Here is a 26,496-nt window from a genome sequence, read left to right on the forward strand (position 1 = left end):
TCAGCCGGGCTCGCGGTGTAAGCGCGCACCCTGTTCCGCGCAATCAGTCGTTTGATACAAAGTAGCCGATGAACTAATCGGGAGGTCCGGTATGGAAGCGTTTGATCCAATCCTGCTACTTGTCGTCGGTGCCGTGGTCGGTGCCGCTGTGGGTGCCTACGTCGGGCGCGCCTCTTCGCCCAACACCCAGGAGATCCGCGACGCCGAGAGCGTGGCCCGCCGCAACCGCGAGGAAGTGCGCAACGTCCGCAGCGAGGTGGACCAGCACTTCGAGCAGACCGCCCAGATCATGGGCGAGGTCACCAAGGCGTACCGTCGCCTCTACGAGCACATGGCCACCAGCTCCCAGCGTCTGGCGCCCCGCCGCACGCAGGACCTGGTCAAGTCCCTGGGTGACCAGCGCCTGCTGTCCCAGGACGTGGTCGAGCAGTCCGCACGACGCATGAGCGAGATGAAGGCCAAGGAGCAGCGTGAGGCCCAGGCCCGCCGCCAGATCAGCCAGGAGCGTTCCGAGCGCTCTTCCGGCGACCGCTCCGCCAGCAGCAGCAGTGGCGGCAGCAGCCGCAGCGCCGGCAGCAGTCGGAGCAGCGGTTCCTCCGAGTCGGCCATCGGCTCCTCCAGCCGCTCCTCCGAGTCCGCCATCGGCCGTCGCCCGACGCGCAGCCGCTCCACCACCTCTTCCTCCCGGTCCCGCAGCAGTGCCCCGGAGCGTACCCGGAGCACGGCCACCGAGGAGCGCAGCAGCAGCAGCGGTGAGAAGCGGCGTCGGCGCCCGAGCATCTTCAGCTGAAGAGCTGCCCGGGGACGTGAACGGTCCACCGACCGTTCATGGCGATACGGACCCCGGGGCCTGCCGGCCCCGGGGTTTTTTTGACCCATCGACCAATCCTGATTGGTTCCAGTTCTTATCTCTTTCGGGATATAGCACCCCGACGCTGCGCCTCCATCCTTGGTGAAAGATCAGACATTTTGTCGCACCCAAGGAGTGAGGAGGCTAACCATGCTGGACACCCTGAAGACCGCCTGGACACCGGCCGTTGCCTGGGAGCACCTGCTCGGCGCCGAGCGGCTGTTCATCCTGGATGTGCGCAACCCCGACGAGTTCGAGCGCTGGCGCGTCGAGGGCCCGCACGACACCCCGACTATCAACGTCCCCTACTTCGAGCTGCTCGACCTCGATGAGGACGCCGACGACGTGGACGCGGCCGTGCTGCGCGGCATCCGGGCGCAGCTGTCCGACCGGTTACCCACCGACCACACCATCCTGACGGTCTGCGGCGAGGGGCACACCTCGGAGCACCTGGCCCACGGCCTGCGCGAACTCGGCTACCCGGCTCTGAACCTGGAGGGCGGCATGGAGGCCTGGGGCGATTTCTACTACCACCGGGTAGTGGGCAACCACGAGCGCTACACCGTCTACCAGGTGATCCGCCCGGCCCGTGGCGACCTGAGCCACGTGATCATCAGCGACGGTGAGGCCGCTGTCATCGACCCCAATCGCCACGTGGACGTCTACGAGGAGCTGATCCATGCGCGGGGAGCCCGCATCACCCAGGTCCTCGACACCCACGCCCACGCCGACCACATCAGCGGCGGCCCGGAACTGGCCCGTCGCCACCGGGTCCCCTACCACCTGCATCCCTACGACGCCATCCACCCGATGGACATGCTGCCGGCCCGCATCGACTTCGCACCGCTGTATGCCGATCAGTCGGTGCGCGTCGGGGCGATCACGCTGCGCGCCCTGCACGTCCCCGGCCACACCCTGGGCATGGTGGCTTTCCTAGTCGACGAACAGTACCTGGTCTCGGGGGACAGCATCTTCCTGGAGTCCATCGCCCGCCCCGACTTGGGCGGCGCCGCCGAGGCTTGGACGCCGCTCTTCCATGACTCCCTGCAGCGGCTGCTGGCCCTGCCCGAGGACACCGTGGTCCTGCCCGGCCACGCCACCGACCCCAGCGTCGCCGATACCCGGGGCCGTTTCTGCGCCGAACTCGGTCCCCTGCGCCGCAGCAATCCGGGGCTGCGACAGGTGGATGCCGGTCCGGAGCCGTTCCGCAGCTATATCCTCGGCAGCCTGCCCCACTTTCCCAAGGCGTATATCGAGATCAAGCGGGTCAACATCGGCCTCGTCCAGCCCGACGAAGCAGAGGCCCGGCGCCTGGAGGTGGGCAAGAACGTCTGCGCCCTGAGTGAGGCCGCGGCCGCCTGATAGCGGCCCGGCCCGCGGTACCCCGTTGGAGATATTTGCATGACACATGCGCGCGTCATGATGGATGGCGCACCAGCCAAGACCAGCAGGGGACCCCGCGATGGACCACTACCCGATCTTCCTCAAGCTCCACGGCCGCAACTGTCTGGTGATCGGCGGCAATGAGACCGCCGCCCGCAAGGCCGAGGATCTGCTCGACAGCGGGGCGACCGTCACTCTGGTTGCCCGCGAACTCGGCGGGGACTGTGAGGAACTGCTGCAGCGCCATCCCGACCGGGCCCACCATCGGGCCGAGGACTACCGCCCCGGCATGGAAGAAGGGGCGGCGCTGGTGCTCAACGCCGCCAACCACGAGGCCACCGACCAGCTGGTCTACCGCCGATGCTGCGAATGGGGCATACCCGTCAACACCGTCGATCGGCCGGAGTACTGCAGCTACATCACCCCGGCGGTGGTGGACCGCTCCCCGCTGCAGGTGGCGATCACCAGCGGTGGCGCCGCGCCAGTGCTGGCCCGTCAGGTACGCAGCCAGATGGAGACCCTGCTGCCCACCGCCTACGGGCGGCTGGCCGCCCTTGCTGGCCGCCTGCGGGAGCGCGTAGCTGCCGCCCTCCCCACCGGGCGGCAGCGCCTGCGGTTCTGGGAACAGGTCTTCGAAGGCCCGGCGGCGGAGTCCATGCTCGCGGGTCGGGAGCGGGAGGCCGAACAGGCAATGCTCGAGCTGCTGCGCCAGGAACAGGCCCGCAGTGACGGGCGCGGCGAGGTCTACCTGGTGGGTGCCGGCCCAGGCGACCCCGACCTGCTCACCTTCCGCGCCCTGCGCCTGATGCAGCGTGCCGACGTAGTGCTCCACGACCACCTGGCGGCGCCCGCGCTGCTGCGCCTGGTGCGCAAGGACGCCGAGCGGATCCCCGTCGGCAAGCGCCGTGGCCGGCACACGCTGCCCCAGGAGGCGATCAACGACAAGCTCATCGAGTTGGCCGCTGCCGGCAAGCGGGTGCTGCGCCTCAAGGGCGGGGACCCGTTCATCTTCGGCCGCGGCGGCGAGGAGATCGAGGGGCTGATCGAGCACGGCATCCCGTTCCAGGTGGTGCCGGCGGTGAGCGCCGCCCAGGGTGCTGCGGCCTACGCCGGCATCCCCCTGACCCACCGGGATCACGCCCAGAGCTGCCGCTTCCTGACCGGGCACCGCCGCCACGGCGCCCTGGAACTCTCCCAGTGGGCCCCGTTCCGCCGCGACGAGACGCTGGTGGTCTACATGGGGCTCACCCATCTGGAGACGGTCTGCGCCCAGCTTCAGTCGGGCGGCCTGCCGCCGGACCAGCCCGCCGCAGTGATCGATCAGGCCACCACCCCGGCACAGCGTGTGATCACCGCCCCGCTCGGCGAGTTGCCCGGACAGGTGCGCAATGCGCGGCTCCAGGGCCCGGCGCTGATCGTCGTCGGCCCAACCGTGACGCTCCAGCCGCAACTGGGGTGGTACCACAGCTCACCCAACGCCGAGCCGGCCTTCCCGGAGCACGGCTGCCTGAACAGCGAACCGCGCCCCGTCCGCCGTCGCGTCCCGGCGGATACCGAACAGGCCTAAGCGGCCGTCCACCTCCTGCGCAATAACCGAGACCCGGGCCGAGCTGGCCCGGGCCTCGGCGGTTTAAGGCGGGGCGGCGCAGAGACCCCGCCGGGGCTTGCGCGCCTTACAGCCGCGCCTCGTGGTAATAGAGACGCACCGCGTGGCGGGCCTCGGCGAAGACCAGCCAGCGTTCGATGAGCGCGCCGAGCAGCGCCACCGCCACCGCCGCGTAGGCCCACACCGCCCCGGCCCCAAGGGCCACGGCGCTCAACGCGGCGATGGGGAAGGCGAACGTTGCGGCCAGTGCCAACCCACGGTAGACCTGCGCGCGCCCCTCGGGCAGGGGGTACTGGAACTCCCAGGTCAGGAAGTTGCCGGCGGTGTGACCGGCGTCGACCAGGCGCACCGGGGCACCGCTCAGCCCCAAGGCCGTCGTCTTGCTGGAACTGCCGGGACGGCGGTTCCACAGGTACCAGGCCGACTTGGTCACTGCGGCCACCGCCAGCAGCGCCACCCCCATGGCCGCCGCCGGGGCCGGATCGGCGCCGAAGAAACCGCGCACGGCGGCGAGCACGGCGGCGCCCAACCCCAGACCGATGAGCAGGTAGTTTACCGGGGTCAGCCCCTGGCTCCACTCGCGGATGGCGCGGACACAGGCGTAGATCATGCCCGTCGCCACGACCGTGGCCAGGGCCAGCACCGCCGTCAGCCCGGCGAACACGAGGGTCACGGCGTTGTGCTCCAGCCCGAGCAGGAAGTAGGGCCCGAAGTAGAGCAGGGCCACCGGGTAGAAGAGCACGGCGAGCACCGCCTCGCGGGACAGCCAGGAGGTCCGGAAGCGAGCGAAAGAACGCCAGGCATTGCGCGGATTGGCGAGGTGACCGGCGGACGACATCAGGCCGATGGTGATGAGCACGGCACCGATGGCGACCGCGGCCAGCAGCTCTCGCTGCCCGACCGCGCCACCAAGGGCGAGGATATCGGTCAGGGCGAACAGGGCGACGAAGCCGTAGCCGGCACCGGAGAGCACCGTGAAGAAGACAACGGACCAGGCGGGATGCATGGGTGAATCCTCCCTCAGCGGTGAACGACGCGGTTGGGCCAGTGCTGGACGCTGGCCGGATCGGTGCCCTGCCCCGGGGACGTACCGGTCGTTTCGGGCAGCGGACGGCTGGCTTCGGGCGGGCGCACCGGCAGGTAGTGGTTGACCGGCTGGCACCCCATCTCGGGGAGCATCACGAAGCCCCGCCGCTCGCGCACCAGCTGGCTGACCCGCGAGTCGGGGTCGTCGAGATCGCCGAAGTGCCGTGCCCGGGCCGGACAGGAGAGCACACAGGCGGGCTGGCGCTCGGCCTCGGGGAGACGGTCGTCGTAGATCCGGTCGATGCACAGCGTGCACTTCTTCATGGTGCCGCTGGCGTGATCGAGTTCGCGGCAGCCGTAAGGGCACGCCCAGGCGCAGTAGTTGCAGCCCATGCACTTGGCCTCGTCGACCAGCACGATCCCGTCGGCGTCACGCTTGTAGGACGCGCCTGTGGGACAGACATCCACGCAGGGCGGCTCATCGCAGTGCATGCAGGAGACCGGCACGTTGACGGTCTTGCTGTTCGGGTACGTCCCTTCCTCGTAATGACGCACGCGGTTGAGCATGACCCCGCTGGGGGATCCACCGTAGGGGTGGTAATCGGTCAGCGGACCGACCGTCCCCGAGGTGTTCCACTGCTTGCACGCCACCACGCAGGCGTGACAGCCGACGCAGGTATCGAGATCGATGACCAGTCCCAGTCTCATCAACGCCCCCGGCTCAGAATGTCGCGCATGGAGCGGTGCAGGCGCACCGCCTGGTGGGTTGCGTAGCGCATGAGCCTCATCGGCCCGTTGTCGACGCCCGGCGGCGGGATCAGATCGGTGAACTGCGGTTGCGAGATCCCGCCCTCCCCGGGTGCCGCCCTGTGGATGCGCACCTGCAGGTCGTACCAGGCCGCCTGCCCGGTGATCGGATCGGAGTTGCTCAGCGGCTTCTCGTCATCCCGGCGTGGCAGGCGGTCATCGATCAGGTGGTTGAGGAGGAACCCCCGGCTGGCCTCCGGCCCGCCGGGCTCCAACCCCCAGGCCCCGGAGCGCTTGCCCACCGCATTCCAGGTCCAGACGGTATCCGCCTGCACGCCCTCGACCAGCTGCAGCGGCACGCAGATGCGCCCGTTGTGCGACTCGACCCAGACCCAGTCGCCATCGCTAAGGCCCAGGGCCTCGCCGCGTGCGCGGTTCATGTAGAGGACGTTCTCGGCCATGATCTGGCGCAGCCAGGCATTCTGGCTGTCCCAGGCGTGGTAGTGGGTCATCGGCCGCTGGGTGATGGCGTGGAAGGTATACCCCTGCCCCTCGACGCGGCTCTGTTCCAGCGGCGCGTAGTGGAAGGGCAGCGGATCACAGTAGGTGCGCACCCGCTCGCGATCCACGGCATCCTGGGGTTGCGGCCCGTCGTAGAGCCCCTCGGCGGCGAGTCGAAAGCGCTGCAGGGGCTCGGCGTAGACGCTCATGACCATCGGCTCCGCGGAGCCGTTGATCCCGGCCGCCTCGGCCCACTCCAGGTAGCCCTTGTTGGCGAACTTGTAGAACTGATGCGAGAGCGGCAACTCGTACTGGAAGAAACCGCCGTTCTCGATGTAGTGCTCCCACTGCCGGGGGTTGGGCTCGCCGCGCAGCGGCTTGCTGCCGTCCTCGCCCCGCCAGCCGGCCAGGAACCCGACCCCCGGCGCCTTCTCGAAGCGGACGATGAAGTCCTCATAGCCGCTGTACTTCGGACTGCCGTCCTCGTTGGTGAACGCCGGCAGCCCCAGGCGGGCGCCGAGTTCGATCATCACCTCCTGCCAAGGACGTGCCTCGCCCTCCGGCTCCAGGATCGGCTGACGGATGGCGTCCGCCGGCCCCTCGGCGGTGGAGATCGGCCGGTCGAGCATGGAGATGCAGTCGTGGCGCTCCAAGTAGGTGGTATCCGGGAGCACCAGATCCGCGTACTGCACGGTCTCGGAGTGGAAGGCGTCCACCACCACCAGGTAGGGGATGCGGTACGCGCCGGATTCGTCCCGGGCGCGCAGCATGTCCTGGATACTGGTGGTGTTCATGGTGGAATTCCAGGCCATGTTGGCCATGAACAGCATCAGGGTGTCGATGGGGTACGGATCCCCGTCGTGGGCGTTGCTGATGACCGTGTGCATCTTGCCGTGGGGCGAGACCGGCGCCTCCCAGGAGAACGCCTTGTCGATGCGCAGCGGCCGGCCCTCGCCGTCGATGACCAGATCCTCGGGCGCCACCGGGAAACCCAGCGGCGAGGCCGCCAGCGGAGTATCCGGTGCGGTCTCCCGGGCGGGACGCAGCGGTGGCGGGATCGGCTTCGGGTACGGGGGCTTGGCCCGATGCCCACCGGGGCAATCCACCGAGCCGAGCAGCAGCTGCAGCAGGTGCAGCGCACGGGCCGCCTGGAAGCCGTTGGAGTGGGCTGAGACCCCCCGCATGGCGTGCATGGAGACCGGGCGGCCGATGAACCGGTCGTGCCGGCGTCCAGCCCAGTCGGTCCACTCGCACTCGATCTCGATGGTTTCCTGGAAGGCCACGTGGGCCATCTCGGCGGCCAGGCGCTCGATGGTCTCCGCCGGCACGCCGCAGACCTCGGCGGCCCGCTCCGGGGCGTACTGTGCGTCCAGGTAGCGCTCGGCGAGCAGGGTCATGGCCGTTTTCACCGGCCGCCCGTCAGGCGCCGTCCAGGCACCGAAGAGCGCCGGCGCAATCCCGGCCTGCGTGCCATCGACGAACGCCTCCTGCTGCAGATCCCGGACCAGCGGCGCGCCCTGCTCATCGCGCAGGAACAGCCCATCCCCGGCCTGCCCCGGGGTCTGAACCACCAGGTAGGGGGCGTTGGTGTAGCGGATGAGATAGTCCTGGTCGAACTGCCCGTCGCGCAGCAGGCAGTGGATCAGCGACATGGCGAGCATGCCGTCCGTGCCCGGACGGATGGGCACCCACTCGTCGGCGACGGCCTGGTAGCCGGTGCGCACCGGATTGATGGCGACGAAGCGCCCGCCGCGGCGCTTGAGGGTGTCGATGCCGAGCTTGAAGGGGTTGGAGGCGTGATCCTCCGCCGTCCCCCAAAGCAGGAAGTAGCGGGTCCGCTCGAAGTCCGGATCACCGAACTCCCAGAAGGCGTGCCCCAGGGTGTAGAGCCCCGCAGCGGCCATGTTCACGGAGCAGAAGCCGCCGTGGGCCGCCCAGTTGATGGTGCCGAACTGCGTGGCCCAGAGCCCGGTCAGCGCCTGCATCTGATCACGACCGGTGAAGTAGGCGAGCTTCTTCGGGTCTTCGGCGCGGATCCGGCGCAGCCGCTCGGTGAGCTCATCCAGGGCCTCGTCCCAGGAGATCTCCTCGAAGGCGCCCTCACCGCGCTCCGTGCCCGGTTTGCGACGCAGCGGGCGGCGGAGTTTCGCCCTGGAGTTCTGCTTCATGATGCCGGCGTTGCCCTTGGCACAGAGCACGCCGCGGTTGACCGGGTGATCCGGGTTGCCCTGGATGAAGCGAACCTGGCCGTCCTCCAGGGTGACCTGAATACCGCAGCGGCAAGCGCACATGTAGCAGGTGGTGTAGCGGACTTCCTGGCGGTCCCGAGGCTCAAGACGAGCGGGGTCGTCCGCCACCTCGGCTTGCGGGGTGACGCGCATGGCTGCCTCCATGGCCGGCTTGCGGGTGTGGGATCGGGGCGGGGCCGCCAACCGGGGCCGGCCCCGCAGCCGGCTCAAGCGCGCTTGAGCCGGAAGTGGTAGGTCCCGTCCTCTTCCTTCTGCTCGAGCAGCTCGTGCCCCGTCTGCTTGCTGAAGGACTCGAAGTCCTTCACCGATCCCGGATCGGTGGCCATGACGTAGAGCACCTCGCCGGTGTTCATGGTGGCCAGGGTCTTCTTGGCCTTGAGAATAGGCAGCGGGCAATTCAGCCCGGTGGCATCGAGGGATTGATCAAACTCCGCCATCTCCGGTGCTCCTCAGTTGGACGCCACGATGTTGTCGGTACGACCCTCCAGGCCGTCGGCGTAACCCGCTTCATAGCGGTCATTGACGCGCTGCTCTTCACGCTTGGGGTTCTGCAGATAGCCGCCGATCCAACCGGCCATGTAGTCGGCATCGACCCCCTGTTCCTCCATCCGCCGGACGGCGTTGTAGTACTCCCGGTTCATCACCGCCTCTCCCCGCTGTCGTTGTGCGACGCTACGTTTCGCTGAAGAATGCCCATGTCCTGATATATGCAACAACCTGCCAAAGGGGAGACCGCACACGGGGCATCTATCCCCGAGGGGGTATTGCGACCAGCCCTCCGCCGCGCCGCCGCACGCCCCTCCCCAAAAGGGAATAGGCCGGCGCCCCGGCTGTCACCCACCAATGGGTATTCCGCCACTGCGCACGCGGTCCTACGTTTGATTTTGATCGATCGCAATTAAACCAACGAACGCAACCGAGGAGCCTGGCGATGCGCTTATCCCGGCGCGACTTCCTGGAGCTGATGCTGGCCGCCGGCGCGGCCGGCGCGCTGGCCCGCCCCGGCAAGAGCCTGGCGGGCGGCAACGGCGCGGGCGACTGGCGGGCAATCCCGGAGAATTTCTACGACCTGCCGCGCAGGGGCAACGTCCACTTCCTCCACTTCTGCGACCTCCACGGTCAACTCAAGCCGGTCTATTTCCGCGAGCCCAACATCAATCTGGGCCTCCACGACTTCAAGGGCAAGCCACCGCTGCTCGTCGGCGAGGAGCTCCTCCGCCACTACGAACTCGATCGCTTCAGCCCCGAGGCCCACGCCTTCACCCACCTCGACTTCCAGGCGGCGGCCGAGTATTACGGTCGTGTCGGCGGCGCCGCCCACCTGGCCACGGCGGTGAAGCGGGCCCGCGCCGAACGCCCCGACGCCCTGCTACTCGACTCCGGAGACACCTGGCACGGATCAGGCCCGGCCCTGTGGACCGAAGGCCGCGCCATGGTAGATTTCCAGAAGCAGCTCGGGGTCGACGCCTGCACCGGGCACTGGGAGTTCATCTACGGCGACGAGCGCGTCCAGGAGCTGGTCGCCGACCTCGACGACGCCGGGGTGCGCTTCCTCGCGCAGAACGTGCTTGACCGCGACTGGCTCGACCCGATCTTCGACGCCTACACCCTGCACGAACAGAACGGCGTCCCCGTGGCGGTGGTCGGCCAGGCCTTCCCCTTCACCCCCATCGCCAACCCCGGGTATATGTTCCCGCAGTGGGAGATGGGTCACCGGCTCGACCGCCTTCAGGAGCAGGTGAACAAGGCACGCGAAGACGGCGCGCAAGTGGTGGTTCTGCTCTCCCACGCCGGCATGCTCACCGACATGGCCTACGCGCGGCAACTGCGCGGGGTCGACGCCATCCTCGGCGGCCACACCCACGACCCGGTCCCCTACCCCGAGCGGCTCGAAGACCCCGACGGCGAACCGACGCTCGTCGTGAACAGCGGCTCCAACGGCAAGTACCTCTCCGTGCTGGACTTCGAGGTCCGCGACGGACGCATTCGCGACTTCCATTACCGCAACCTGCCGATCTTCTCCAACGCCCTCGACCCGGACCCGGAGATGCAGTCGCTGGTCGACGACATCCATGCCCCGTACGAGGAGAAGCTCTCCGAGGTGGTCGGCGAGGTCGATGGGGTGCTGTACCGGCGCGGCAACTTCAACGGCACTTTTGATGAGGTGCTCGCCCGGGCCCTGATCGAAGGACGCGACGCCGAGGTCGCCTTCACCCCGGGGTTCCGCTGGGGACCGAGCGTCCTGCCCGGCAAGGTCACCTTCGAGGACTGCATGAACCAGACCTGCAGCACCTACTCGGAGACCACCCGCAACGAGATGACCGGCGAGGCGATCAAACACGTCCTTGAGGACGTCGCCAATTCCATCTTCAACAAAAATCCGATGCTCCATCGCGGTGGCGACATGGTCCGCAGCGCCGGGCTGCGCTACGCCATCGATCCGACCCGGGAGATGGGCGATCGCATCAGCGACCTGGAGATCAACGGCGAGCCCATGGACCCCAAGCGCAAGTACGTCGTGGCCGGCTGGGCCGACGTCAACGAGCCCCAGGACGGACCGCAAGCCTGGGATGTGCTGGCGGACTACTTCCGCAACCACAACGCGCTGCGGGTCGAGGAGCCCTACGTGCCGAAGCTCAAGGGGGTCAGCGATGACAACCCGGGTCTCGCGCTCTAACACGTTGCCCGCCGGCGGGCTGGTGGCTGGGGCGATGCTCCTGTCACCGGCCCTCGCCGATGAGCTGTTCGTTCCGGAGGCCGAGCCGGTGACCGACGGGATCCACGCGATCATCGGCCCGACGGATGCCCGCACCTACGAGAACCACGGCATGAACGCCAACTACGGCATCGTCGAGACCGACGAGGGCGTCCTGCTCATCGACTCGGGGCCCACCGCCTTCAGCGCGGAGCTGATCGAGGAGGCGGTGGCCAAGGTGACCGACGCACCGATCCGCTGGGTTCTAAACATCGGGGTCCAGGACCACCGCTGGCTGGGCAATGACTATTTCCAGCGCGAGCACAACGCCGAGGTCATCGCCTTCGAAGAGACAGTGACCCAGCAGGAGGCATTCGCCGACGACCACCTCGAGGGGCGCCTCAGGGAGGCCGTCGGGGACCGGCTCGAGGGGACCGAACCGGCCTTCGCCGAGCGCCGCCTGGAGGGCGAGGAGGCGACCCTGGAACTCGGCGGGGTGACCATCGAGATGCAGCGCACCGATGCCCACTTCCCCGGCGACGCCATGGTCCACCTGCCCGATGCGGACGTGGTGTTCACCGGCGATCTGGTCTACGTCGATCGCATGCTCGGCGTACACCCGTGGTCGAGTGTGAAGAACGGCTATGAGGCCTATCAGGAGCTCTCGGAACTGGACCCCGGAACAGTCGTCCCCAGCCACGGGCGGATTAGCGATATGGAGCGGGTCGAACAGGACACCGGCGCCTACTACGAATTCCTCGTCCACGAGGTCGGCGCCGCCGCCGAGGAGCTCGAACCTCTCGACGAGGTGGTGGACCGGCACCGCGAAGAGCCGGCCTTCAAGCACCTGGAGCACTTCGACGGCTGGCATACCACCAACATCAATCGCGCCTACCTGGAGTTCGAGTGGTAGGACGCAGCAACCGAGTCGAGCAACCGGCCCAACGGGCCGCAACGGGAGGAATCCACCATGGATAAGCAACAAGTCGACACCCAACGCCGCAAGCTTCTCACTGGCGCCCTGGGCCTCGGCGGCGTAGGAACCGCTGTGGGCCTGGGCATGCTGGCCCCGTCCCAGGCCCTGGCCTCCTGGCGGGAGGAGTCGATCATGGCCACCAGCCTCGAGGACGGCCTCAACGCGGTACTCGGCGCCGCGGATTACGAGGAGAGCGACGAGATCCGCATCGACGCCCCGGAGGTAGCTGAGAACGGCGAGACGGTACCGATCACCATCGATACCTCGCTGCCGGACGTCGAGAGCATCACGGTCTACGTGCCGGAGAACAACGCGCCGGTCTCGGCGGTCTTCGAGCTCGGCGGCAAGACCAAGCCCAAGGTCTCGCAGCGGATCCAGATGGCCGACACCTCGGACGTCGTGGCGATCGCCAAGAGCAACGGCAAGCTCTACGGCACGAGCCGCCGCGTGCGGGTCACCATCGGCGGCTGCGGCGGCTGAGCTGCCGACCGGCGGCGTTCACGTCACACCCGCGAAAGATCACAAGGGAGCCAACCATGTCTTCGATTCGAGCACGCGCAACCCTGGTCGACGGAATGGCGGAGGTCCGCGCCCTGATCAGCCACCCGATGGACGCCCCCGACGAGGAGACGGGCGATGAGGGCCACTTCATCCAGGAGGTGATCGCCGAGATCAACGGCGAGAAGGTCCTCCACGCCCACTGGGGGCCGAGCATCTCGCCCAACCCCCTAATCGAGTTCGAGACCGAGGCCGAAGCCGGCGACACCCTCAAGATCCGCTACACGGACAACCGCGGCGAGGGCGACAGCCACGAGATGGAGCTGACCTGAAGCCCGACCGCGGGGCGCGGACGGTGATGCGGGGGGCGTCGGTCGCGACGCCCCCGCTGCCCATGCGCCGCCCCCTGCCTTACTGGATCTTGATGTAAGAGAAACCGCGGCGTTGCAGTTCCTCGAGCCGGGTGGCGCCGTAGTCGATCAGCTCGGCCTCCACCGCCAGGTCATCCGCCGCCAGGCCCGCCTCATCCATGGAGCTGGCGCAGACCTCCAGCTGCACGTCGTAGGTGTCGGCCAGCGAACGCAGCCGCTCGAGCAGCTCATCGCGTTCGGCCCGCTCGGCGTCATCGACCTCATAGGCGGTATCCGCCAGCCGGTCCTCGGTGACGTACTGCAGGCCGAACCCGTGCAGGACAATCCGCACATCGTAGTCGAGCAGCTGCCCCTCGTAGTGGCTGGCGGCGTTGTTGGCGTTGAAGATGGTGGAACTGACCCGTTGCGGCTCCTCCATATCCACGTGGAAGACCAACCGGGGCTCGGGGAATTCCTCCGCGGAGACCCCGCCCAGCGAGAACCCGAGTGCCACCAGGCCGGCGGCCAACACCCCCTGGCGGCCCCGTGAACGGCTCTGTACGGTCATGGTGCTCCCTCCTGCGGACCGACCCACCTACTGCGCTTCCTGCTCGAGCAGATCGGCAAGGTCCTCGGGCGTCAGGCGGAAGGAGAGCTCGCCCCCCGGGGTGGCCATGGTCGGTGTGCCGGGCACACCGATCTGCTGCGCCGTTTCCTGATGGCGATCCACCGGCGAGGCGTCGCAGGCCTCGGCCTCCGGCTGTTCACCGGATTTGGCCGACTCCAGCGCCTGGTGCCGATCCTCGCTACACCAGACCCGGTCCATCAGCTCCCGCGAGGCATCTGAGAGGGCGAAGGCGGCGTAGCGCACGCGGATACCCTGCTCCAGGTAATCATCCAGGTCAGCGTGGAGGTCCTGGCAGTGCGGGCAGGTCACGTCGGTGAAGACCGTGACGCTGTGCTGCGCCTCCCCCGCTTCGGGCTCGAAGATGATCAGATCCTCCTCCGGCATGGCCTCGAGGGTCTCGGCGATCTCCTCCGGCATGGCACCGGAGGCGGCCATCGCCGCGCCCATACACCCCCCCAGCACCAGCCCCCGGACGGCGCCGCGGCCGGTCCGGGGGAACGGTTCCCAGGTTCTGGTCGGCTCCCTGCGCATGGCGTCCTCCCTCGCTAACCGAAGATGTCTCGGGTGATCGAGGCGTACCAGCCAGGGGCGTAGTCGGCCTCGCGCTTGCGGAACTCCCGCGAGGCGCCCTCGGGACTCAGGCCACCGGCCCCCTCCACCGAGCGCATCGCACCGTCCCGGTACTCGTAGACCGCTGCGACGGTTACACCCCAGTCCGGCGCGGCCAGGCTGTAGCAGGTATTCACCGTGGGGAAGCTGGGCACCTCGTGGCCGCGCAACTCACTGACGATGCTCGCCGCCACCAGCTTGGCCTGGTTGTTGGCGGCGTGGCCCGACTTGGGCATGTCGCCGGCGACGGCGGCGTCCCCTACCACGTAGACGTCGTCGTGACGGGTCGAGCGGAAGGTACGCTGGTCCACCGGGCACCAGCCGTCGTCGTCGGTCAGCCCGGCCCGCTCGGCGATGGCACCGGCCTTCTGCGGCGGGATCACGTTGAGCACGTCGGCGCGGTGCTCGGCACCACCGCCATCGGTGAAGACCTTGCGATCACGCACCGAAATCCGGTCCGGCTTGCCGCCATCCGCGGCCGGCACCCACTCGATCATATCGCCGTAGAGTTCCTCCCACGCCTCCTCGAACAGCCCCTGTTTGGAGAAGCTGTCCTTCGGATCCAGGGCGAGGACCTTGGCCCGCGGCTTGTGCTGCTTGAGGTAGTGGGCGATCAGACTCATGCGCTCATACGGCCCCGGGGGGCAGCGATACGGCCCGTCCGGCGGGCAGATGACCACGGTACCGCCGTCGTCCATGGCCTCGATCTGGCCGCGGAGGATGGAGTACTGCGCCCCGCCCCACCAGGCGTGGGGGACAGCAATGGTGTCGTCGCCGTCCATCCCCTCGACCCGGTCCCAGTCGAAGGCGATGCCCGGCGCCACCACCAGCCGGTCGTAGGCGATGGAGCCGTTCTCGGCGGTCTCCACCCGGTGACCATCCAGGTCAATGTCCCGGGCCCGATCGTGAATAACCTGGATGCCGTACTCGTCGCGCAGGGTGTGGTAGCCGTGGCGAAGGGTACGCAGCTCGCGGAAGCCACCCAGATACCAGTTGCCGGCGTAGCAGGTGTAGTAGCTCTCGTTGGGTTCGATGAGGGTCACCTCCAGCTCCGGCGCGTGGTGCTTGAGGTAGCGCGCGGCGGTGGCACCGCCCGAGCCGCCGCCGACCACCACCACACGGCCCTCGACCCGGCCATTGACTTCCGGTTCTCTGGGGGCGCAGCCGGCCAGACCCAGTCCGGCACCTGCGGTCCCGAGACCCGCGAGGCGGATGAAATCCCTTCGCGTAAGACGTTTGCTCATGCCTGCCCTTCCCTTATTGATCCATCTCGGCGATATAGGCAGCCGCCGCGCGCAGCTGCTCATCGGTGTAGCCGGTGGCGTGCCGGTCCATGACCGTGGGGTCGCCCCGTCCCTCGCGGAACTCCTTCATCACCTCGACCAGGGCCTCCTCGTCCCAGCCGGCCAGTGGCGGCATGCTCTCCGCACCCTGTCCGCCGGGGCCGTGGCAGGCCAGGCAGCTGTTGGCGATCATCTCGCCCTCGGAGATCGCACCGTCACCGGCCGCTGCCGTGCTCCCCCCGAGCACCAGCCCCAGGGTGACGGCACCGCCGAGCAGTGCCCTGCGCGCTGATTGCTGCATGGATCCCCTCCTCCTTCTCTCATGGTCGGGGGCGGCCACGGCCGCCCCGCTCAGAACGTGGCGCCGAAATCGTACCGGGCACCGATGGCATAGGTGGTCAGGTAATCATCCTCAGTATCACCGGCCCGGCCAATGGCGTCGTCGAAGGCCTGGTGCTGCACACCGGCGTAGACACGGAAATCCGCGTGGGGCCGGTGGACCAGCGCGCCGGTGACCGAGGTCACGTCCTCGTCGTCGCCATCGGCATCGGCGTGGCCGAAGGCCACCACCCAGGTGTTCCGGCCCTGCTCGTAGGTCCCGATCAAGGCGTGGTGATCGACCGAATCGGTGAACAATGCGTCGTCACCATCCCCATCCACCCGGTTCGAATCGTCATCGACCAAATTGTCGATCCGCCCGGTACCGGCCGGGCCGCGGATGATCTCCGCCGACTCGTACTGGTAGGCGAGCGAGAAGGCGTCTGGCGACCAGCGCGCCCCCACCTTCCAGTTGGTGTCGCCGTCGTCGACGTCGTCCACGTCGGTGAACGGCTCGTCGAGGTGCATCACCGCGGCGATGAACTGCCAGTCGGGCAGGCCGGTGTAGTCGGCCCCGAGGATGACATCGCCCTGCCGCATTGCCGGATCCGCGTCTCCGTCGTCTGTACGATCCTGGTTGTCGTCCTCCGTCCCGATCTGCGCGTGCAGCTGCCAGCCAGCCAACTCCGGGCTGACGTACTGCACGGCGCGGTCCACGAAATCATTGTGGCCGAACGATCCCCCGGACATGCCCCCGGTCCGCCGCTGCTGCAACTCGGTGGTCACCAGCGGATCCCAGCGGACGCCACCGAGGGTCTTGTAGGCGGCGTGGACCGCACCCACCACCACCTCGCCGTAGGGGCCGTCCACCCCCACGTAGCTGATCCGGCGGCTGAGATTGTCCTCGCCCAGATGGGGCCCGACGGCCCACTCCAGCTGCCCGATGGCCGCCCAATCACCGTCCAGGAGCTGTCGGCCGGCAACCCCGAGGCGGGTCCGCCCCTGATCGGTGAATTGGGTGACATCCGAGGCGTCCTCGTAGGAGAAGTGGTTCAGCCCCGCATGGACCTGCCCGTAGAGATCGACCTCAGCGGACCCGGACTGCGCCACCCACGGGATGCCGCCCAGGCTAAACGCGCCTGCCAGTACCGCCGCCGTTGTTGTTCTTTTCATGGTGCCTGCCTCCGGTGCCTGTTGGGGTTCCGGGCCGGAGACCGCGCCGAGTCCGCAGGGGACCTTCGCCGTCTCGCCAGCCCGCTCGCGCACCGGCCAGCCTGTTGCAACGCCCGAGAGCCAACAACTGCCCAGTTGGGCAGCCCGGCCTGCCCGATGGGGATAGGGCTTTGAACAACAGCTCACCCTAAAAAGGGTATTCGCACGCTCCCCCCCGCCCGCTAGCCTGCCAACACAGGCTACCCAGCCCACGATGCGACCAGAAATGGCCAATCGGACAATCCATATTCCGGGTTTCAAGGAGGGGGTCCCATGACAGCGCGCAGCCCTACACGCTCGGCACGAATCGCAGCAACCCTCGGCCTCTGTACCGGCGCGGCGGCCATCGGTCTCCTGGCGACACAGGGCGCCGGCGCCGGAGAGCAGGAGCGGAACATCGAGCCGCGCCCGGCCCCCGACGGCATGGATCACCACACCAGCGAGACCTGGGAATCCCTTGCCACGGAGCCCTCCCAGGGCCGGATCGTGGAAGAGGACGGCGAGACGCGACAGATCCGCTACGAGTTCGGCGGTTTCCCGGGTGAGGAGAACGAAGACTTCGGCGACTGGCCGACCCACTCCTACGCCGACGAGACCGAATACCCGGAGCCGCAGGAGGCGGACATCCCCGACGACCTCGAGGGTGATCCCGAGCGCGGCCGCGAGCTCTTCGCCAAGGGCGAGCTTGGCCCCTGTTCCTCTTGCCACTTGGTTCCCGAGGCGGGGATCGATTCGCCAGGCAATGTGGGCACCGACCTGCGCACCGTCGGCGAGTGGGCCCCGGACAAGGAGTGGCTCTACCAGGTGGTCTACGACCCCCGGGTGTTCTACGGCGAGGACAGCCCGATGCCCCCGTTCGGCCTGAGCGGTATGTGGTCCGAAGAGCAGATCGTCGACGTGGTCGCCTACCTGATGACCCTCGAGGGCGACGAGGACGGCGAGCCGATCACTCCGGAGGGGGTGGATCGGCACTGGGACCCGAACACCCGCCCCGCGCTGCAACCCGCGGGCGAACACTTGGATCCGTTCGACAATCCGGCGCTGATGCATGCCGAGCAGATCGCCGTCCCGCTCTGGGACGAGCCAGGCCCCAACGGCGAGTCCTGCGCCAGCTGCCACGGCGAGCTGGAGCCCGCCGATGAGTTGCGCCCGGTCGGCGTCATCGAGGACCTGGAGGGCGTGGCCGCCGAGTACCCGAAGTGGTTCGACGAGTACGACCGGATGATGTCCATCGAGGACTTTCTGGCGGTGCACGCCAAGGAGGAGCAGGACATGGAGCTGCCCACGCAATCGGACGAGAACCTCTATATGTCGCTGCTGGTGCACAGCCAGTCCAACGGCATGGCTTACGACCTGGATGACGAGGACCCCAACGTCCAGGCGGCCATTGAACGGGGCGAGGCACTGTTCCACCGTCCGGTCGGGGAACGGGCCCACGCCTGCGCCAACTGCCACACCGACCGCGGCGGTGGGGATAAGTGGCTCAGCGGCCGTATCCTCGCCAATATCGAGGCCGAAGGTACGGCGATGAGCAACCACCCCTACTGGCGCACGGCGCAGAGCCGGGTGTGGGATCTGCGCACCCGCTTCCAGTGGTGCATGACCCCGCTGGGCACCAACTACCTGCCGGGGGATGCGCCGGAGTACGCGGACCTGGAGACCTACCTTATCTCCGAGCAACAGGGCGAGGAGGTGCTGGTCCCGCGCTACGCTCACTGACCGGCGCCCGCCGCCCCGGCGGCCCGCCACGGCCGCGGCCCGGAGTCTCGGGCCGCGGCCGCTCCATGGACGAACCCGCGCGGGCCGAACCCGCCCGGACCAGGGCCCTTTAGGCCCCGGCCGGCTCATCCGCACCCACCCCGAGATTGCCCAACAGCCCACCGATGACCGGGCGCAAATTGGCGACCATCTCGGGCCCTTCGACCTCGGTCAGCCGCCCGTGCAACCACAGATCCCGCGGCCGGTCGCTGGCATCGCAGCCGCGCTGACCCAGCAGGTTGTAGGCCGGGAACCCCGGATCCTCACCGGCATAGGTGATGCGTGCATACTCGTTGAGGCGCTCGCCGGCGCGGGCCAGGAACGCCCGCCCCGCATCGGTGTCGCTGCCGTTGTCGCGGATGCCGTCGGCCAGGCGCTTCACCATGGCCTCGACCAGCCGGCGGCGCGACTCGTCGGCCAGCCCCCGCAGCCAGGCCAGCCGGTCGGTGTACTGCACGGCGAAGAGCAGCAGCTCCTCCACCAGGGCCAGATGCCCCCCGGTGCGATCGGTGATCGGGCCGTCCTCGGAGAGGGTGCGCACCGCCGCGGTGGCGACACGCCAGGCACGGATCGACGCCGCGGCGCCAACCTCCTCGGGCTGCTGCTCGTCGCGGGGGCGGAACCAGTGGGTCTTGGTACGCATGATCAGATCACTGCCTTGTGGGGAATGAACAGCCCGCAGCCCCAACAGCGGCCGCGACCCAGCCCCCGGGCCTGAAGCCTGCGCCCGGCCTGGGGGCCCATGCCGTCGACCAGCAGACTGCGTGTGGCCACGGGCCCATCCGCGGTCACCAAGGTCTCCTGGCGACCGCAGAGCAGGCGCTTGGGGTGGACACCCATGCCTGCGAGCTCCTCGCGCGCCGCCGCCAGCAGTGCAGTCTCCTCCACTGCGCCGCGCTGTGGCCCCAGAACCCGATGGGCGTAGACGGTGGCCGCGGCGGGGATCTCAAAGCTCTGGGCCTGCCCCAGCGCAAGGACCTCGCCGGCGACATCCAGCGTCGCCCCGGTCAGCCCGGCCACGGCCCCGGCGTGCTCGCGGGGCACGCGCAGCACCAGGCGGCTGCGCCGCGGCAAAAGGATCGGTTGATCCGGCGTGCGCCACCAACCGTGGCCACTGGCCGGCAGGTGGGTGATGCGCACCCCCACCTCGTCGGGATCGAGCTGCGGCACCAGGCGCGGGGCCAGGGCCTCGGCCAGGGGCGCGGCGTAGGCCTCGGGCAGTGCGCGACCGCTCAGCGCGAAGGCCACGTCCACCGCCTCAGCGGTCTCCTGTGCCTGCTCCTGCTCGGTTTCCCAGTACACCGCGGCCTCCACACCGTTCGGGCTGACCCGAGTACAACCGCGCACCGAGCAGCGCTCTATATCCCGAAAGGGATACGCCGTATTCCTATTCAGCTCCTTGAATGGATATTCCCTCGCCCCGGCCCTCTGGCTAGCTTGGTCACCAACCGAGACCGGGCCGCCTCCCGCGGCCCTGAGATCCGTCAGCCGCAGGCGAGGTGAGGATCAGCGCCATGACCGACAAGACGTACAACACCCCGAAACTCGACGAGCTGGAGAGCGGCCCGTGGCCGAGTTTCGTCACCGGGCTCAAGCGCCTGGCCGAGGACAAGCCCATGATCGCCGGCGTGCTCGGGCAGCTGGAGCACTCCTACACCGACCGCAAGGGGTACTGGAAGGGCGGCACCATCGGCGTCTATGGGTACGGCGGCGGCATCATTCCCCGCTTCACCGAGCTCAAGGACGACGACAGCAACCCGATCTACCCGGAGGCCCAGGAGTTCCACACCATGCGCTTCATCCCGCCGGCCGGGATGCACTACTCCACGGAACTGCTGCGCGACATCTGCGACATCTGGGAGAAGCACGGTTCGGGGCTGATCGCCCTGCACGGACAGACCGGCGACATCATGCTCCAGGGCATCACCGCGGACAACGTCCAGGCCTGCTTCGATGAGCTCAACGCCTACGGCCTCGATCTCGGCGGCGCCGGGCCGGCGGTGCGCACCGGCATGTCCTGCGTCGGCGCCGCCCGCTGCGAGCACTCGTGCTGCAACGAGCAGAAGATCCACCGCCTACTCGTCAACAACTTCCTCGACGACATGCACCGGCCCAGCCTGCCGTACAAGTTCAAGTTCAAGGTCTCGGGCTGCGCCAACGACTGCATGAACAGCATCGAGCGCTCGGACTTCGCGGTCATCGGCACCTGGCGCGACGACATCCAGGTGGATCAGGCCGAAGTCCAGGCCTTTGTCGAGACCAAGGGCCGCAAGCACACCATCGACAACGTGGTCAGCCGCTGCCCTTCCGGCTCCCTGAGCCTGAACGACGACAACACCCTGGAGATCGACAACGCCAGCTGCGTGCGCTGCATGCACTGCATCAACGTCATGACGCGGGCCCTGGCGCCGGGACAGGACCGGGGCGTCACCATCCTCGTCGGGGGCAAGCGCACCCTGCGCATCGGCGACCTCTTCGGCACGGTAGTGGTGCCCTTCCTGCCCCTGCGCAGCGACGCCGACTACCAGCGCATCCTCGAGATCGCCCAGGAGATCGTCGACTTCTTCGCCGAGAACGCCCTCGAGCACGAGCGGGTCGGCGAGATGATCGAGCGCATCGGCTTGGTCAACTTCCTCGAGGCGGTGGGCCTGGAGGTCGACCCGAACATGATCCACGAGCCGCGCTCGATCTCCTACGTCCGCACCGACGACTGGGACGAAGAGGCCGAGAAGTGGTACCGGCGCCAGCACATGCAGTCCGAGCAAGCCTCGTGAGGCACGCGTCAACGCCCCGGGCGCTCAGCAGCGGAGGAAGAGCGAATCATGGCTGAAGCAAGCACCACCAACCAACCGCGGTCCCCCGTCGAGAGCGGGACCCCGGATCCGTTCCCGCACATGCACGCCACGCTGCGCCGCAACTTCGGGCTGTGGCGCCACCACGACCGGCCGCAGCCGGGCGTGCTCCACCACGTCTCGGAGACCGGCGAGGAGGTCTGGACGGTGCGCGCCGGCACCCAGCGGCAGATGGACCTGGCCACGGTGCGTAAGCTCTGCGACATCGCCGACGAATACGCCGACGGCTACCTGCGCTTCACCATCCGCTCCAACGCCGAGATCACCGTCGACCGCGAAGAGAAGGTCCAGCCGCTGATCGACGCCCTACGCGGCGCCGGTTTCCCGGTGGGCGGCACCGGCCCGTCGGTGACCATGATCTCGCACACCCAGGGCTGGCTGCACTGCGACATCCCCGCCACCGACGCCTCCGGCGTGGTCAAGGCGCTCATGGACGAACTGCACCAGGAGTTCGTCCGCGAGGAGATGCCCAACCGCGTGCACATCACCACCTCGTGCTGCCAGATCAACTGCGGCGGCCAGGGCGATATCGCCATCAACATCCAGCACACCAAGCCGCCGAAGATCCAGCACGACCTGGTCGGACAGGTCTGCGAGCGCCCCTCGGTGGTGGCCCGCTGCCCGGTGGCCGCCATCCGCCCGGCGGTGGTCGACGGCAAACCCTCGCTGGAGGTGGACGAGAGCAAGTGCGTCGCCTGCGGCGCCTGCTACCCGCCCTGCCCGCCGATGCAGATCAACGACCCGGAGCACTCGCGCCTGGCTATCTGGGTGGGCGGCAACCACTCCAACGCCCGCGGCGTGCCGACGTTCCACAAGCTGGTGGTGGCCGGCCTGCCCAACAACCCGCCGCGCTGGCCCGAGGTCGCCGAGCACGTGAAGAAGATCCTCTACACCTACCGCGACAACGCTCGGGACTACGAACGCGTCGGCGAGTGGATCGAGCGCATTGGCTGGAAGCGCTTCTTCGAGCTCACCGGCCTGCCCTTCACCAAGCACCACATCGAGAACTGGCAGGGCTCGCGGCACAAGCTCAACGCCTCGGCCCATCTGCGCTTCTAGGCAAGGAGGACCCATGCAATTCGGAATCCTGGTCAACGAGGGGCCGTACCAGCACCAGGCATCGGACAGCGCCTACCAGTTCGCCGTCGCAGCCTTGGAACAGGGCCACGAGGTGCCCCGCGTCTTTTTCTACATGGACGGGGTGCACAACGCCAACCGGCTCCAGGAGCCGCAGCAGGACGACCGCAACATGGTCCGACGCTGGTCCGAGCTCGCCGAGCGCCATCACACCGATCTGGTGGTCTGCGTCGCTGCCGCCCTGCGTCGCGGCATCAAGGACGAGATCCTGGCCCCGGGCTTCCGCATCTCCGGGCTCGGTCAACTGGTCGAGGTGGGCATCCAGGCGGACCGGCTGGTGACCTTCGGCGACTAGCGACGCCGGCGCAGGCAATTCGACAGGAGGCGAGACCGTGAGCGAGGCAATGGATCTGGAACAGGAAGGCGATATCAAGCGGTTCATGTTCATGAACCGCAAGGCGCCGCACGGGAGCATCTACGCCCTGGAGGCACTGGAGGTCGTGCTGATCGCCGCCGCCTTCGACCAGGACGTCAGCCTGGCGTTCCTGGACGACGGGGTCTTCCAGCTGCGCCAGGGGCAGAACGCGAAGGCCATCGACATGAAGAACTTCGCACCCACCTTCCGCGCCCTGGAGGACTACGCCATCGAGAAGCTTTACGTCGAGCGCGAGTCCCTCGACGAGCGAGGGCTCACGGAAGCGGACCTGATCGTCCCCGTCGAAGTCGTCGATCGGGCGCGCATGGGCGCGCTGATGGCCGACCAGGATGTCGTGCTGTCGTTCTAGGAGGAATCGTCGTGCTGCACACCGTCAACAAATCCCCCTGGCAGACCCCCAACCTCGACGCCTGCCTGGCCCATCTCGGCAACGAGCGTCTGCTGCTGATCGAGGACGGGGTCTACGCCGCCGTGGCACGCAGTGACGCGGCCGGCAAGCTCGACACCCCGGCCCGCGACGGGCGGGTCTACGTCCTCGGCCCCGATCTGGAGGCCCGCGGCATCGACCCCGAGCAGATCGCCGAGGGTATCGAGGTGGTCGATTACACCGGCTTCGTGCAACTGGTCGCCGAGCACGGGCCGCACCAGGCCTGGCTCTGAGCACCGGAGGCACGGCCGCACCGGCTCCACGAGAAGAGAGACGACCGCAGAAGAGGAGAGCGAACCATGGCAATCCAGGTCAACGGCACCACCATCCCTACCGACGAGGAAGGCTACATCGAGGACCTGAGCCTCTGGAGCCCCGAGGTGGCCGAGATCATGGCGCAGGAAGATGGCCAGGAGCTGACCGAGCAGCACTGGGAGGTCATCAACTTCCTGCGCGAGTACTACGACGAGTACCAGATCGCACCAGCGGTGCGGGTGCTGACCAAGCAGATCGGCAAGCGCCTGGGCCCGGAGAAGGGCAACAGCAAATACCTCTACGAACTCTTTCCTTACGGCCCGGCCAAGCAGGCCTGCCGCTACGCCGGCCTGCCCAAGCCCACCGGCTGCGTCTAGGCCCACGGCAACAGCGCCGCCCCGGGGAGCGACAGGGAGAGCGAGTACCGTGCTGACAGCAACCTTTGCCGTGCTGTTCTACACCGCCACCGTGGTGCTGGTGCTCGGCCTGGCGGCGCGGGTCTACCTCTACGCCCGCACGCCAGCGCCGCTGCGCATCCCCACCACGCCCGCCCCGACTTCCCGGGGCGGCGCCGCCCTGCGCGTGACCGGCGAGGTGGTGGCCTTCCGCAGCCTCTTCCGCGGCGAGAAGCTGCTCTGGCTGCTCAGCTGGGCCTTCCACGTGGCCCTGCTGCTGGTCATCCTGCGCCACCTGCGCTACTTCCTCGATCCGGTGCCGCAATGGCTGGTCTGGATCCAGCCGCTCGGGCTGTATGCCGCCTACGTTCTCGCGGCAGCCCTGATCGGCCTGTGGCTGCGGCGCCTGTGGATCGAGCGGGTGCGCCACATCAGCACCCCCTCCGATCACGCCGCCCTGGCCCTGTTGCTGGCCATCGGCTTCACCGGGCTGGGCCTGCAGCACTTCCAGCCCACCGATATCGTGGCGGTGAAGGCGTTCTTCATCGGCCTGATGCAGTTCGACTGGCAGCCGCTGCCGACCGAACCGCTCCTGCTCCTCCACCTGGCGCTGGTCGCCCTGCTGATGATGGTCTTCCCGTTCAGCAAGCTGCTGCACGCCGCCGGGGTGTTCTTCAGCCCCACCCGCAATCAGCCGGACAACCCGCGGGAGCGCCGGCATACCGCCCCGTGGGCACGCGCCCTGGAGCAGGAAGCCACCCACCAACCGCACGAGTGAGGATGCCGTGAGCCAGGATCCCTTCCAAGTGCCGCCCCTTGCCGCGGACCCCGAGGCCAACGGCCCGCCGCGCATGGAGAACGAGGCGACCGGGCACGTGCGCCCGCACCCGGCAAGCAGCGATCACCAGGAGGCGCTCGGCTTCCCGGGCGAGATCCCGGAGGACTGGCAGGAGCGCGCCCTGGCGCGCATGGAGACCCTGCTCGAGCGCAACCGCTCGCTGCGCGTCTACATGGACGCCTGCGTGCGCTGCGGTGCCTGCACCGACAAATGCCACTTCTACCTGGGCACCACCGATCCGCGGAATATGCCAGTGGCACGCCAGGACCTGATGCGCGATGTCTACCGCCGCCACTTCACGGCGGCCGGCCGCAACTTCCCGGGTCTGGTCCGCGGCCGCGAGCTCACCCGCGAGGTCATGGAGGCGTGGTTCACCTACTTCCATCAGTGCTCGCAGTGCCGGCGCTGCTCGGTCTTCTGCCCCTACGGCATCGACACCGCGGAGATCTCCATGGCGGCCCGGGAGATCCTCGACGCCGCCGGCTTCGGCCAGAAGTACACCAACGAGATCATCGGCAAGGTCCACAAGGTCGGCAACAACCTCGGCCTCCCCGGCCCAGCCCTCGAGGACACCCTCGAGGGCCTGGAGGAGGATCTCAAGGACGACACCGGTCACGACATCCGCATCCCGCTCGATCAGGAGGGCGCGGACATCCTCCTGGTCACACCGTCGGCGGACTTCTTCGCCGAGCCCCACGTCGACGGCCTGATGGGCTACGCGAAGGTCCTTCACCAGGCCGGCCTCTCCTGGACGCTGAGTTCCTACGCCTCGGAGGCGGCCAACTTCGGCATGTTCATCGGCAGCTACGAGCAGATGAAGCAGATCGCCGAGCGCATCCGCAAGGCCGCCGTGGACCTGGGTGTCAAACGCATCGTGGTCGGCGAGTGCGGCCACGCCTGGCGCGTTGCGTACAGCTTCTGGAACACCCTGGCTGGCATCGGCCGCGGGGCGGATGCCGACGACACCTACGCGCGGGCGCTACAGCGCCAGCTCGATCCGCGCTACCCGGTACCGCAGCACATCTGCGAGCTGACCCAGGACCTGGTAGACAGCGGCGCCATCCGCCTCGACCCGGAGGCCAACAGCCACTACGGCGGCGTCACCTTCCACGACTCCTGCAACGTCGCCCGGGCCTCCCGCATGGGTCAGCGCCCCGGGGGGCAGCTGGAGATCCCCCGCCGTCTGCTGCGCGCCAGCGTGCACAACTTCCGGGACATGGCCGACGCCACCATCGGCGACGAGACCTTCTGCTGCGGCGGCGGGGGCGGGCTGCTCACCGATGAACTCATGGAGCTGCGCGTCAAGGGCGCGCAGCCCCGCGTCTCCGCACTGCGCGAGACCATGGACGAGCACGGGGTCGACCGCATGGTGGCCATCTGCGCCATCTGCAAGGCCCAGTTCAGCAAGGTCCTGCCGTATTACGACATCCCGCGCGAGACCGTCATCAGCCTCCACGAGGTGGTGGGCAACGCGGTGCGGCTGGACCGCAGCGAGGCTTAAGCCGGCGCTGGGCCCGCGGGCCCCGG

Annotated in this window: 28 protein-coding genes; 16 read left to right on the plus strand and 12 right to left on the minus strand. The window is 68.3% G+C overall.

Annotated elements, in window-relative coordinates; all coding sequences use genetic code 11:
• The first annotated feature begins 91 nt into the window (after positions 1-91).
• The 3 genes from LRG10_RS10740 (at position 92) to cysG (ending at position 3,800) form a co-directional block, all read left to right on the plus strand.
• A complete protein-coding gene (locus LRG10_RS10740) occupies positions 92-790 on the plus strand; it encodes a ZapG family protein (protein WP_238635563.1) in 699 nt (232 codons plus the stop codon).
• 210 nt (positions 791-1,000) lie between these two features.
• Positions 1,001-2,212: an MBL fold metallo-hydrolase gene (locus LRG10_RS10745; RefSeq protein ID WP_238632772.1), complete on the plus strand. Its 1,212-nt coding sequence runs from the start codon at positions 1,001-1,003 to the stop codon at positions 2,210-2,212.
• A gap of 100 nt (positions 2,213-2,312) precedes the next feature.
• Positions 2,313-3,800 carry a siroheme synthase CysG gene (cysG, locus tag LRG10_RS10750; protein ID WP_201171891.1) on the plus strand — a complete coding sequence of 496 codons (1,488 nt, stop codon included), beginning with the start codon at positions 2,313-2,315 and terminating at the stop codon, positions 3,798-3,800.
• A gap of 106 nt (positions 3,801-3,906) precedes the next feature.
• On the opposite strand, the gene LRG10_RS10755 is transcribed toward cysG, so the two are convergent.
• The 5 genes from LRG10_RS10755 to LRG10_RS10775 all read right to left on the minus strand — a co-directional run bounded on the left by LRG10_RS10755 (position 3,907) and on the right by LRG10_RS10775 (position 9,003).
• Positions 3,907-4,845, minus strand: a complete 939-nt coding sequence (locus tag LRG10_RS10755; protein ID WP_201171897.1) for a DmsC/YnfH family molybdoenzyme membrane anchor subunit — start codon at positions 4,843-4,845, stop codon at positions 3,907-3,909.
• A gap of 14 nt (positions 4,846-4,859) precedes the next feature.
• On the minus strand, positions 4,860-5,573 hold the full coding sequence (locus LRG10_RS10760; RefSeq protein ID WP_201171899.1) for a 4Fe-4S dicluster domain-containing protein: 714 nt from the start codon (positions 5,571-5,573) through the stop codon (positions 4,860-4,862).
• Positions 5,573-8,494 (minus strand): molybdopterin oxidoreductase family protein, encoded by a 2,922-nt coding sequence (locus LRG10_RS10765; RefSeq protein WP_255772238.1) that lies wholly within the window; start codon positions 8,492-8,494, stop codon positions 5,573-5,575. Before LRG10_RS10765 ends, LRG10_RS10760 begins: the two co-directional genes overlap by 1 nt.
• Before the next feature lie 74 nt (positions 8,495-8,568).
• Positions 8,569-8,799, minus strand: coding sequence for a sulfurtransferase TusA family protein (locus LRG10_RS10770; protein ID WP_201171901.1), 231 nt, complete (start codon positions 8,797-8,799; stop codon positions 8,569-8,571).
• 12 nt (positions 8,800-8,811) lie between these two features.
• Complete coding sequence (locus LRG10_RS10775) at positions 8,812-9,003, minus strand: hypothetical protein (RefSeq protein ID WP_201171903.1); 192 nt, start codon at positions 9,001-9,003, stop codon at positions 8,812-8,814.
• A 290-nt stretch (positions 9,004-9,293) separates the two neighbouring features.
• Between LRG10_RS10775 and soxB the strand changes: the two genes are divergently transcribed.
• From soxB to soxZ, 4 genes are read left to right on the plus strand one after another with little or no spacing between them, the layout of a single operon-like run.
• A complete protein-coding gene (soxB, locus tag LRG10_RS10780; RefSeq protein WP_238635564.1) occupies positions 9,294-11,039 on the plus strand; it encodes a thiosulfohydrolase SoxB in 1,746 nt (581 codons plus the stop codon).
• Positions 11,014-11,970: an MBL fold metallo-hydrolase gene (locus LRG10_RS10785; RefSeq protein ID WP_238635565.1), complete on the plus strand. Its 957-nt coding sequence runs from the start codon at positions 11,014-11,016 to the stop codon at positions 11,968-11,970. Before soxB ends, LRG10_RS10785 begins: the two co-directional genes overlap by 26 nt.
• Positions 11,971-12,027: 57 nt before the next feature.
• Positions 12,028-12,513, plus strand: a complete 486-nt coding sequence (gene soxY, locus LRG10_RS10790; RefSeq protein WP_201242247.1) for a thiosulfate oxidation carrier protein SoxY — start codon at positions 12,028-12,030, stop codon at positions 12,511-12,513.
• A 56-nt stretch (positions 12,514-12,569) separates the two neighbouring features.
• On the plus strand, positions 12,570-12,863 hold the full coding sequence (gene soxZ / locus LRG10_RS10795; protein ID WP_201171911.1) for a thiosulfate oxidation carrier complex protein SoxZ: 294 nt from the start codon (positions 12,570-12,572) through the stop codon (positions 12,861-12,863).
• A 79-nt stretch (positions 12,864-12,942) separates the two neighbouring features.
• Here soxZ and LRG10_RS10800 read toward each other — a convergent pair whose 3' ends face one another.
• The 5 genes from LRG10_RS10800 to LRG10_RS10820 are packed head-to-tail and all read right to left on the minus strand — an operon-like array spanning position 12,943 to position 16,892.
• A complete protein-coding gene (locus LRG10_RS10800; protein WP_201242249.1) occupies positions 12,943-13,449 on the minus strand; it encodes a DsrE family protein in 507 nt (168 codons plus the stop codon).
• Between the two features lie 27 nt (positions 13,450-13,476).
• Complete coding sequence (locus tag LRG10_RS10805; RefSeq protein WP_201171916.1) at positions 13,477-14,040, minus strand: DsbC family protein; 564 nt, start codon at positions 14,038-14,040, stop codon at positions 13,477-13,479.
• Positions 14,041-14,054: 14 nt separating this feature from the next.
• Positions 14,055-15,362, minus strand: a complete 1,308-nt coding sequence (locus tag LRG10_RS10810) for an NAD(P)/FAD-dependent oxidoreductase (RefSeq protein ID WP_201171918.1) — start codon at positions 15,360-15,362, stop codon at positions 14,055-14,057.
• A 13-nt stretch (positions 15,363-15,375) separates the two neighbouring features.
• Entirely contained in the window at positions 15,376-15,702 is a 327-nt protein-coding gene (locus LRG10_RS10815) for a c-type cytochrome (RefSeq protein WP_201171919.1), read from the minus strand.
• Positions 15,703-15,752: 50 nt separating this feature from the next.
• The gene (locus tag LRG10_RS10820) at positions 15,753-16,892 is read right to left on the minus strand and encodes a porin (protein WP_238635566.1); all 1,140 of its coding nucleotides are present in this window, start codon (positions 16,890-16,892) and stop codon (positions 15,753-15,755) included.
• Between the two features lie 312 nt (positions 16,893-17,204).
• On the opposite strand from LRG10_RS10820, the gene soxA reads away from it, so the two are divergent.
• Entirely contained in the window at positions 17,205-18,650 is a 1,446-nt protein-coding gene (soxA, locus tag LRG10_RS10825; RefSeq protein WP_238635567.1) for a sulfur oxidation c-type cytochrome SoxA, read from the plus strand.
• A gap of 109 nt (positions 18,651-18,759) precedes the next feature.
• Here the strand turns inward: soxA and LRG10_RS10830 are convergent, their stop codons facing one another.
• Positions 18,760-19,332, minus strand: coding sequence for a hypothetical protein (locus LRG10_RS10830; protein ID WP_238635568.1), 573 nt, complete (start codon positions 19,330-19,332; stop codon positions 18,760-18,762).
• Between the two features lie 2 nt (positions 19,333-19,334).
• Entirely contained in the window at positions 19,335-19,991 is a 657-nt protein-coding gene (locus LRG10_RS10835) for a type I-MYXAN CRISPR-associated protein Cas6/Cmx6 (RefSeq protein WP_201242254.1), read from the minus strand.
• 212 nt (positions 19,992-20,203) lie between these two features.
• On the opposite strand from LRG10_RS10835, the gene dsrA reads away from it, so the two are divergent.
• The 8 genes from dsrA (at position 20,204) to dsrK (ending at position 26,470) form a co-directional block, all read left to right on the plus strand.
• Entirely contained in the window at positions 20,204-21,463 is a 1,260-nt protein-coding gene (gene dsrA, locus LRG10_RS10840) for a dissimilatory-type sulfite reductase subunit alpha (protein ID WP_238635569.1), read from the plus strand.
• 48 nt (positions 21,464-21,511) lie between these two features.
• Positions 21,512-22,600, plus strand: a complete 1,089-nt coding sequence (gene dsrB / locus LRG10_RS10845) for a dissimilatory-type sulfite reductase subunit beta (protein WP_201171949.1) — start codon at positions 21,512-21,514, stop codon at positions 22,598-22,600.
• Between the two features lie 13 nt (positions 22,601-22,613).
• On the plus strand, positions 22,614-22,973 hold the full coding sequence (tusD, locus tag LRG10_RS10850) for a sulfurtransferase complex subunit TusD (protein WP_201171952.1): 360 nt from the start codon (positions 22,614-22,616) through the stop codon (positions 22,971-22,973).
• A 49-nt stretch (positions 22,974-23,022) separates the two neighbouring features.
• A complete protein-coding gene (tusC, locus tag LRG10_RS10855) occupies positions 23,023-23,403 on the plus strand; it encodes a sulfurtransferase complex subunit TusC (protein WP_238635575.1) in 381 nt (126 codons plus the stop codon).
• 11 nt (positions 23,404-23,414) lie between these two features.
• Positions 23,415-23,714, plus strand: a complete 300-nt coding sequence (gene tusB, locus LRG10_RS10860) for a sulfurtransferase complex subunit TusB (RefSeq protein WP_201171954.1) — start codon at positions 23,415-23,417, stop codon at positions 23,712-23,714.
• A 66-nt stretch (positions 23,715-23,780) separates the two neighbouring features.
• A complete protein-coding gene (locus LRG10_RS10865; RefSeq protein ID WP_011814742.1) occupies positions 23,781-24,113 on the plus strand; it encodes a TusE/DsrC/DsvC family sulfur relay protein in 333 nt (110 codons plus the stop codon).
• A gap of 49 nt (positions 24,114-24,162) precedes the next feature.
• Positions 24,163-24,909 carry a respiratory nitrate reductase subunit gamma gene (locus LRG10_RS10870; RefSeq protein ID WP_201171957.1) on the plus strand — a complete coding sequence of 249 codons (747 nt, stop codon included), beginning with the start codon at positions 24,163-24,165 and terminating at the stop codon, positions 24,907-24,909.
• A 7-nt stretch (positions 24,910-24,916) separates the two neighbouring features.
• A complete protein-coding gene (gene dsrK, locus LRG10_RS10875) occupies positions 24,917-26,470 on the plus strand; it encodes a sulfate reduction electron transfer complex DsrMKJOP subunit DsrK (protein ID WP_201171960.1) in 1,554 nt (517 codons plus the stop codon).
• Positions 26,471-26,496: the final 26 nt, after the last annotated feature.

The sequence above is a fragment of the Halorhodospira sp. 9628 genome (genome assembly GCF_022228075.1).
GTDB lineage: Bacteria > Pseudomonadota > Gammaproteobacteria > Nitrococcales > Halorhodospiraceae > Halorhodospira > Halorhodospira halophila_A.

Bases quoted from the DNA above. Each gene is read 5' to 3' on its own strand.
- LRG10_RS10785 (WP_238635565.1), top strand. From the start codon at position 11,014: ATGACAACCCGGGTCTCGCGCTCTAACACGTTGCCCGCCGGCGGGCTG.
- tusD (WP_201171952.1), top strand. From the start codon at position 22,614: ATGCAATTCGGAATCCTGGTCAACGAGGGGCCGTACCAGCACCAGGCA.
- LRG10_RS10755 (WP_201171897.1), bottom strand. From the start codon at position 4,845: ATGCATCCCGCCTGGTCCGTTGTCTTCTTCACGGTGCTCTCCGGTGCC.
- LRG10_RS10830 (WP_238635568.1), bottom strand. From the start codon at position 19,332: ATGCGTACCAAGACCCACTGGTTCCGCCCCCGCGACGAGCAGCAGCCC.
- LRG10_RS10865 (WP_011814742.1), top strand. From the start codon at position 23,781: ATGGCAATCCAGGTCAACGGCACCACCATCCCTACCGACGAGGAAGGC.
- LRG10_RS10815 (WP_201171919.1), bottom strand. From the start codon at position 15,702: ATGCAGCAATCAGCGCGCAGGGCACTGCTCGGCGGTGCCGTCACCCTG.
- LRG10_RS10810 (WP_201171918.1), bottom strand. From the start codon at position 15,362: ATGAGCAAACGTCTTACGCGAAGGGATTTCATCCGCCTCGCGGGTCTC.
- tusC (WP_238635575.1), top strand. From the start codon at position 23,023: ATGGATCTGGAACAGGAAGGCGATATCAAGCGGTTCATGTTCATGAAC.
- dsrA (WP_238635569.1), top strand. From the start codon at position 20,204: ATGACCGACAAGACGTACAACACCCCGAAACTCGACGAGCTGGAGAGC.
- soxZ (WP_201171911.1), top strand. From the start codon at position 12,570: ATGTCTTCGATTCGAGCACGCGCAACCCTGGTCGACGGAATGGCGGAG.
- cysG (WP_201171891.1), top strand. From the start codon at position 2,313: ATGGACCACTACCCGATCTTCCTCAAGCTCCACGGCCGCAACTGTCTG.
- LRG10_RS10760 (WP_201171899.1), bottom strand. From the start codon at position 5,573: ATGAGACTGGGACTGGTCATCGATCTCGATACCTGCGTCGGCTGTCAC.
- LRG10_RS10745 (WP_238632772.1), top strand. From the start codon at position 1,001: ATGCTGGACACCCTGAAGACCGCCTGGACACCGGCCGTTGCCTGGGAG.
- dsrB (WP_201171949.1), top strand. From the start codon at position 21,512: ATGGCTGAAGCAAGCACCACCAACCAACCGCGGTCCCCCGTCGAGAGC.
- LRG10_RS10820 (WP_238635566.1), bottom strand. From the start codon at position 16,892: ATGAAAAGAACAACAACGGCGGCGGTACTGGCAGGCGCGTTTAGCCTG.
- LRG10_RS10770 (WP_201171901.1), bottom strand. From the start codon at position 8,799: ATGGCGGAGTTTGATCAATCCCTCGATGCCACCGGGCTGAATTGCCCG.
- soxY (WP_201242247.1), top strand. From the start codon at position 12,028: ATGGATAAGCAACAAGTCGACACCCAACGCCGCAAGCTTCTCACTGGC.
- soxB (WP_238635564.1), top strand. From the start codon at position 9,294: ATGCGCTTATCCCGGCGCGACTTCCTGGAGCTGATGCTGGCCGCCGGC.
- LRG10_RS10775 (WP_201171903.1), bottom strand. From the start codon at position 9,003: ATGAACCGGGAGTACTACAACGCCGTCCGGCGGATGGAGGAACAGGGG.
- LRG10_RS10800 (WP_201242249.1), bottom strand. From the start codon at position 13,449: ATGACCGTACAGAGCCGTTCACGGGGCCGCCAGGGGGTGTTGGCCGCC.
- LRG10_RS10740 (WP_238635563.1), top strand. From the start codon at position 92: ATGGAAGCGTTTGATCCAATCCTGCTACTTGTCGTCGGTGCCGTGGTC.
- soxA (WP_238635567.1), top strand. From the start codon at position 17,205: ATGACAGCGCGCAGCCCTACACGCTCGGCACGAATCGCAGCAACCCTC.
- LRG10_RS10805 (WP_201171916.1), bottom strand. From the start codon at position 14,040: ATGCGCAGGGAGCCGACCAGAACCTGGGAACCGTTCCCCCGGACCGGC.
- LRG10_RS10765 (WP_255772238.1), bottom strand. From the start codon at position 8,494: ATGCGCGTCACCCCGCAAGCCGAGGTGGCGGACGACCCCGCTCGTCTT.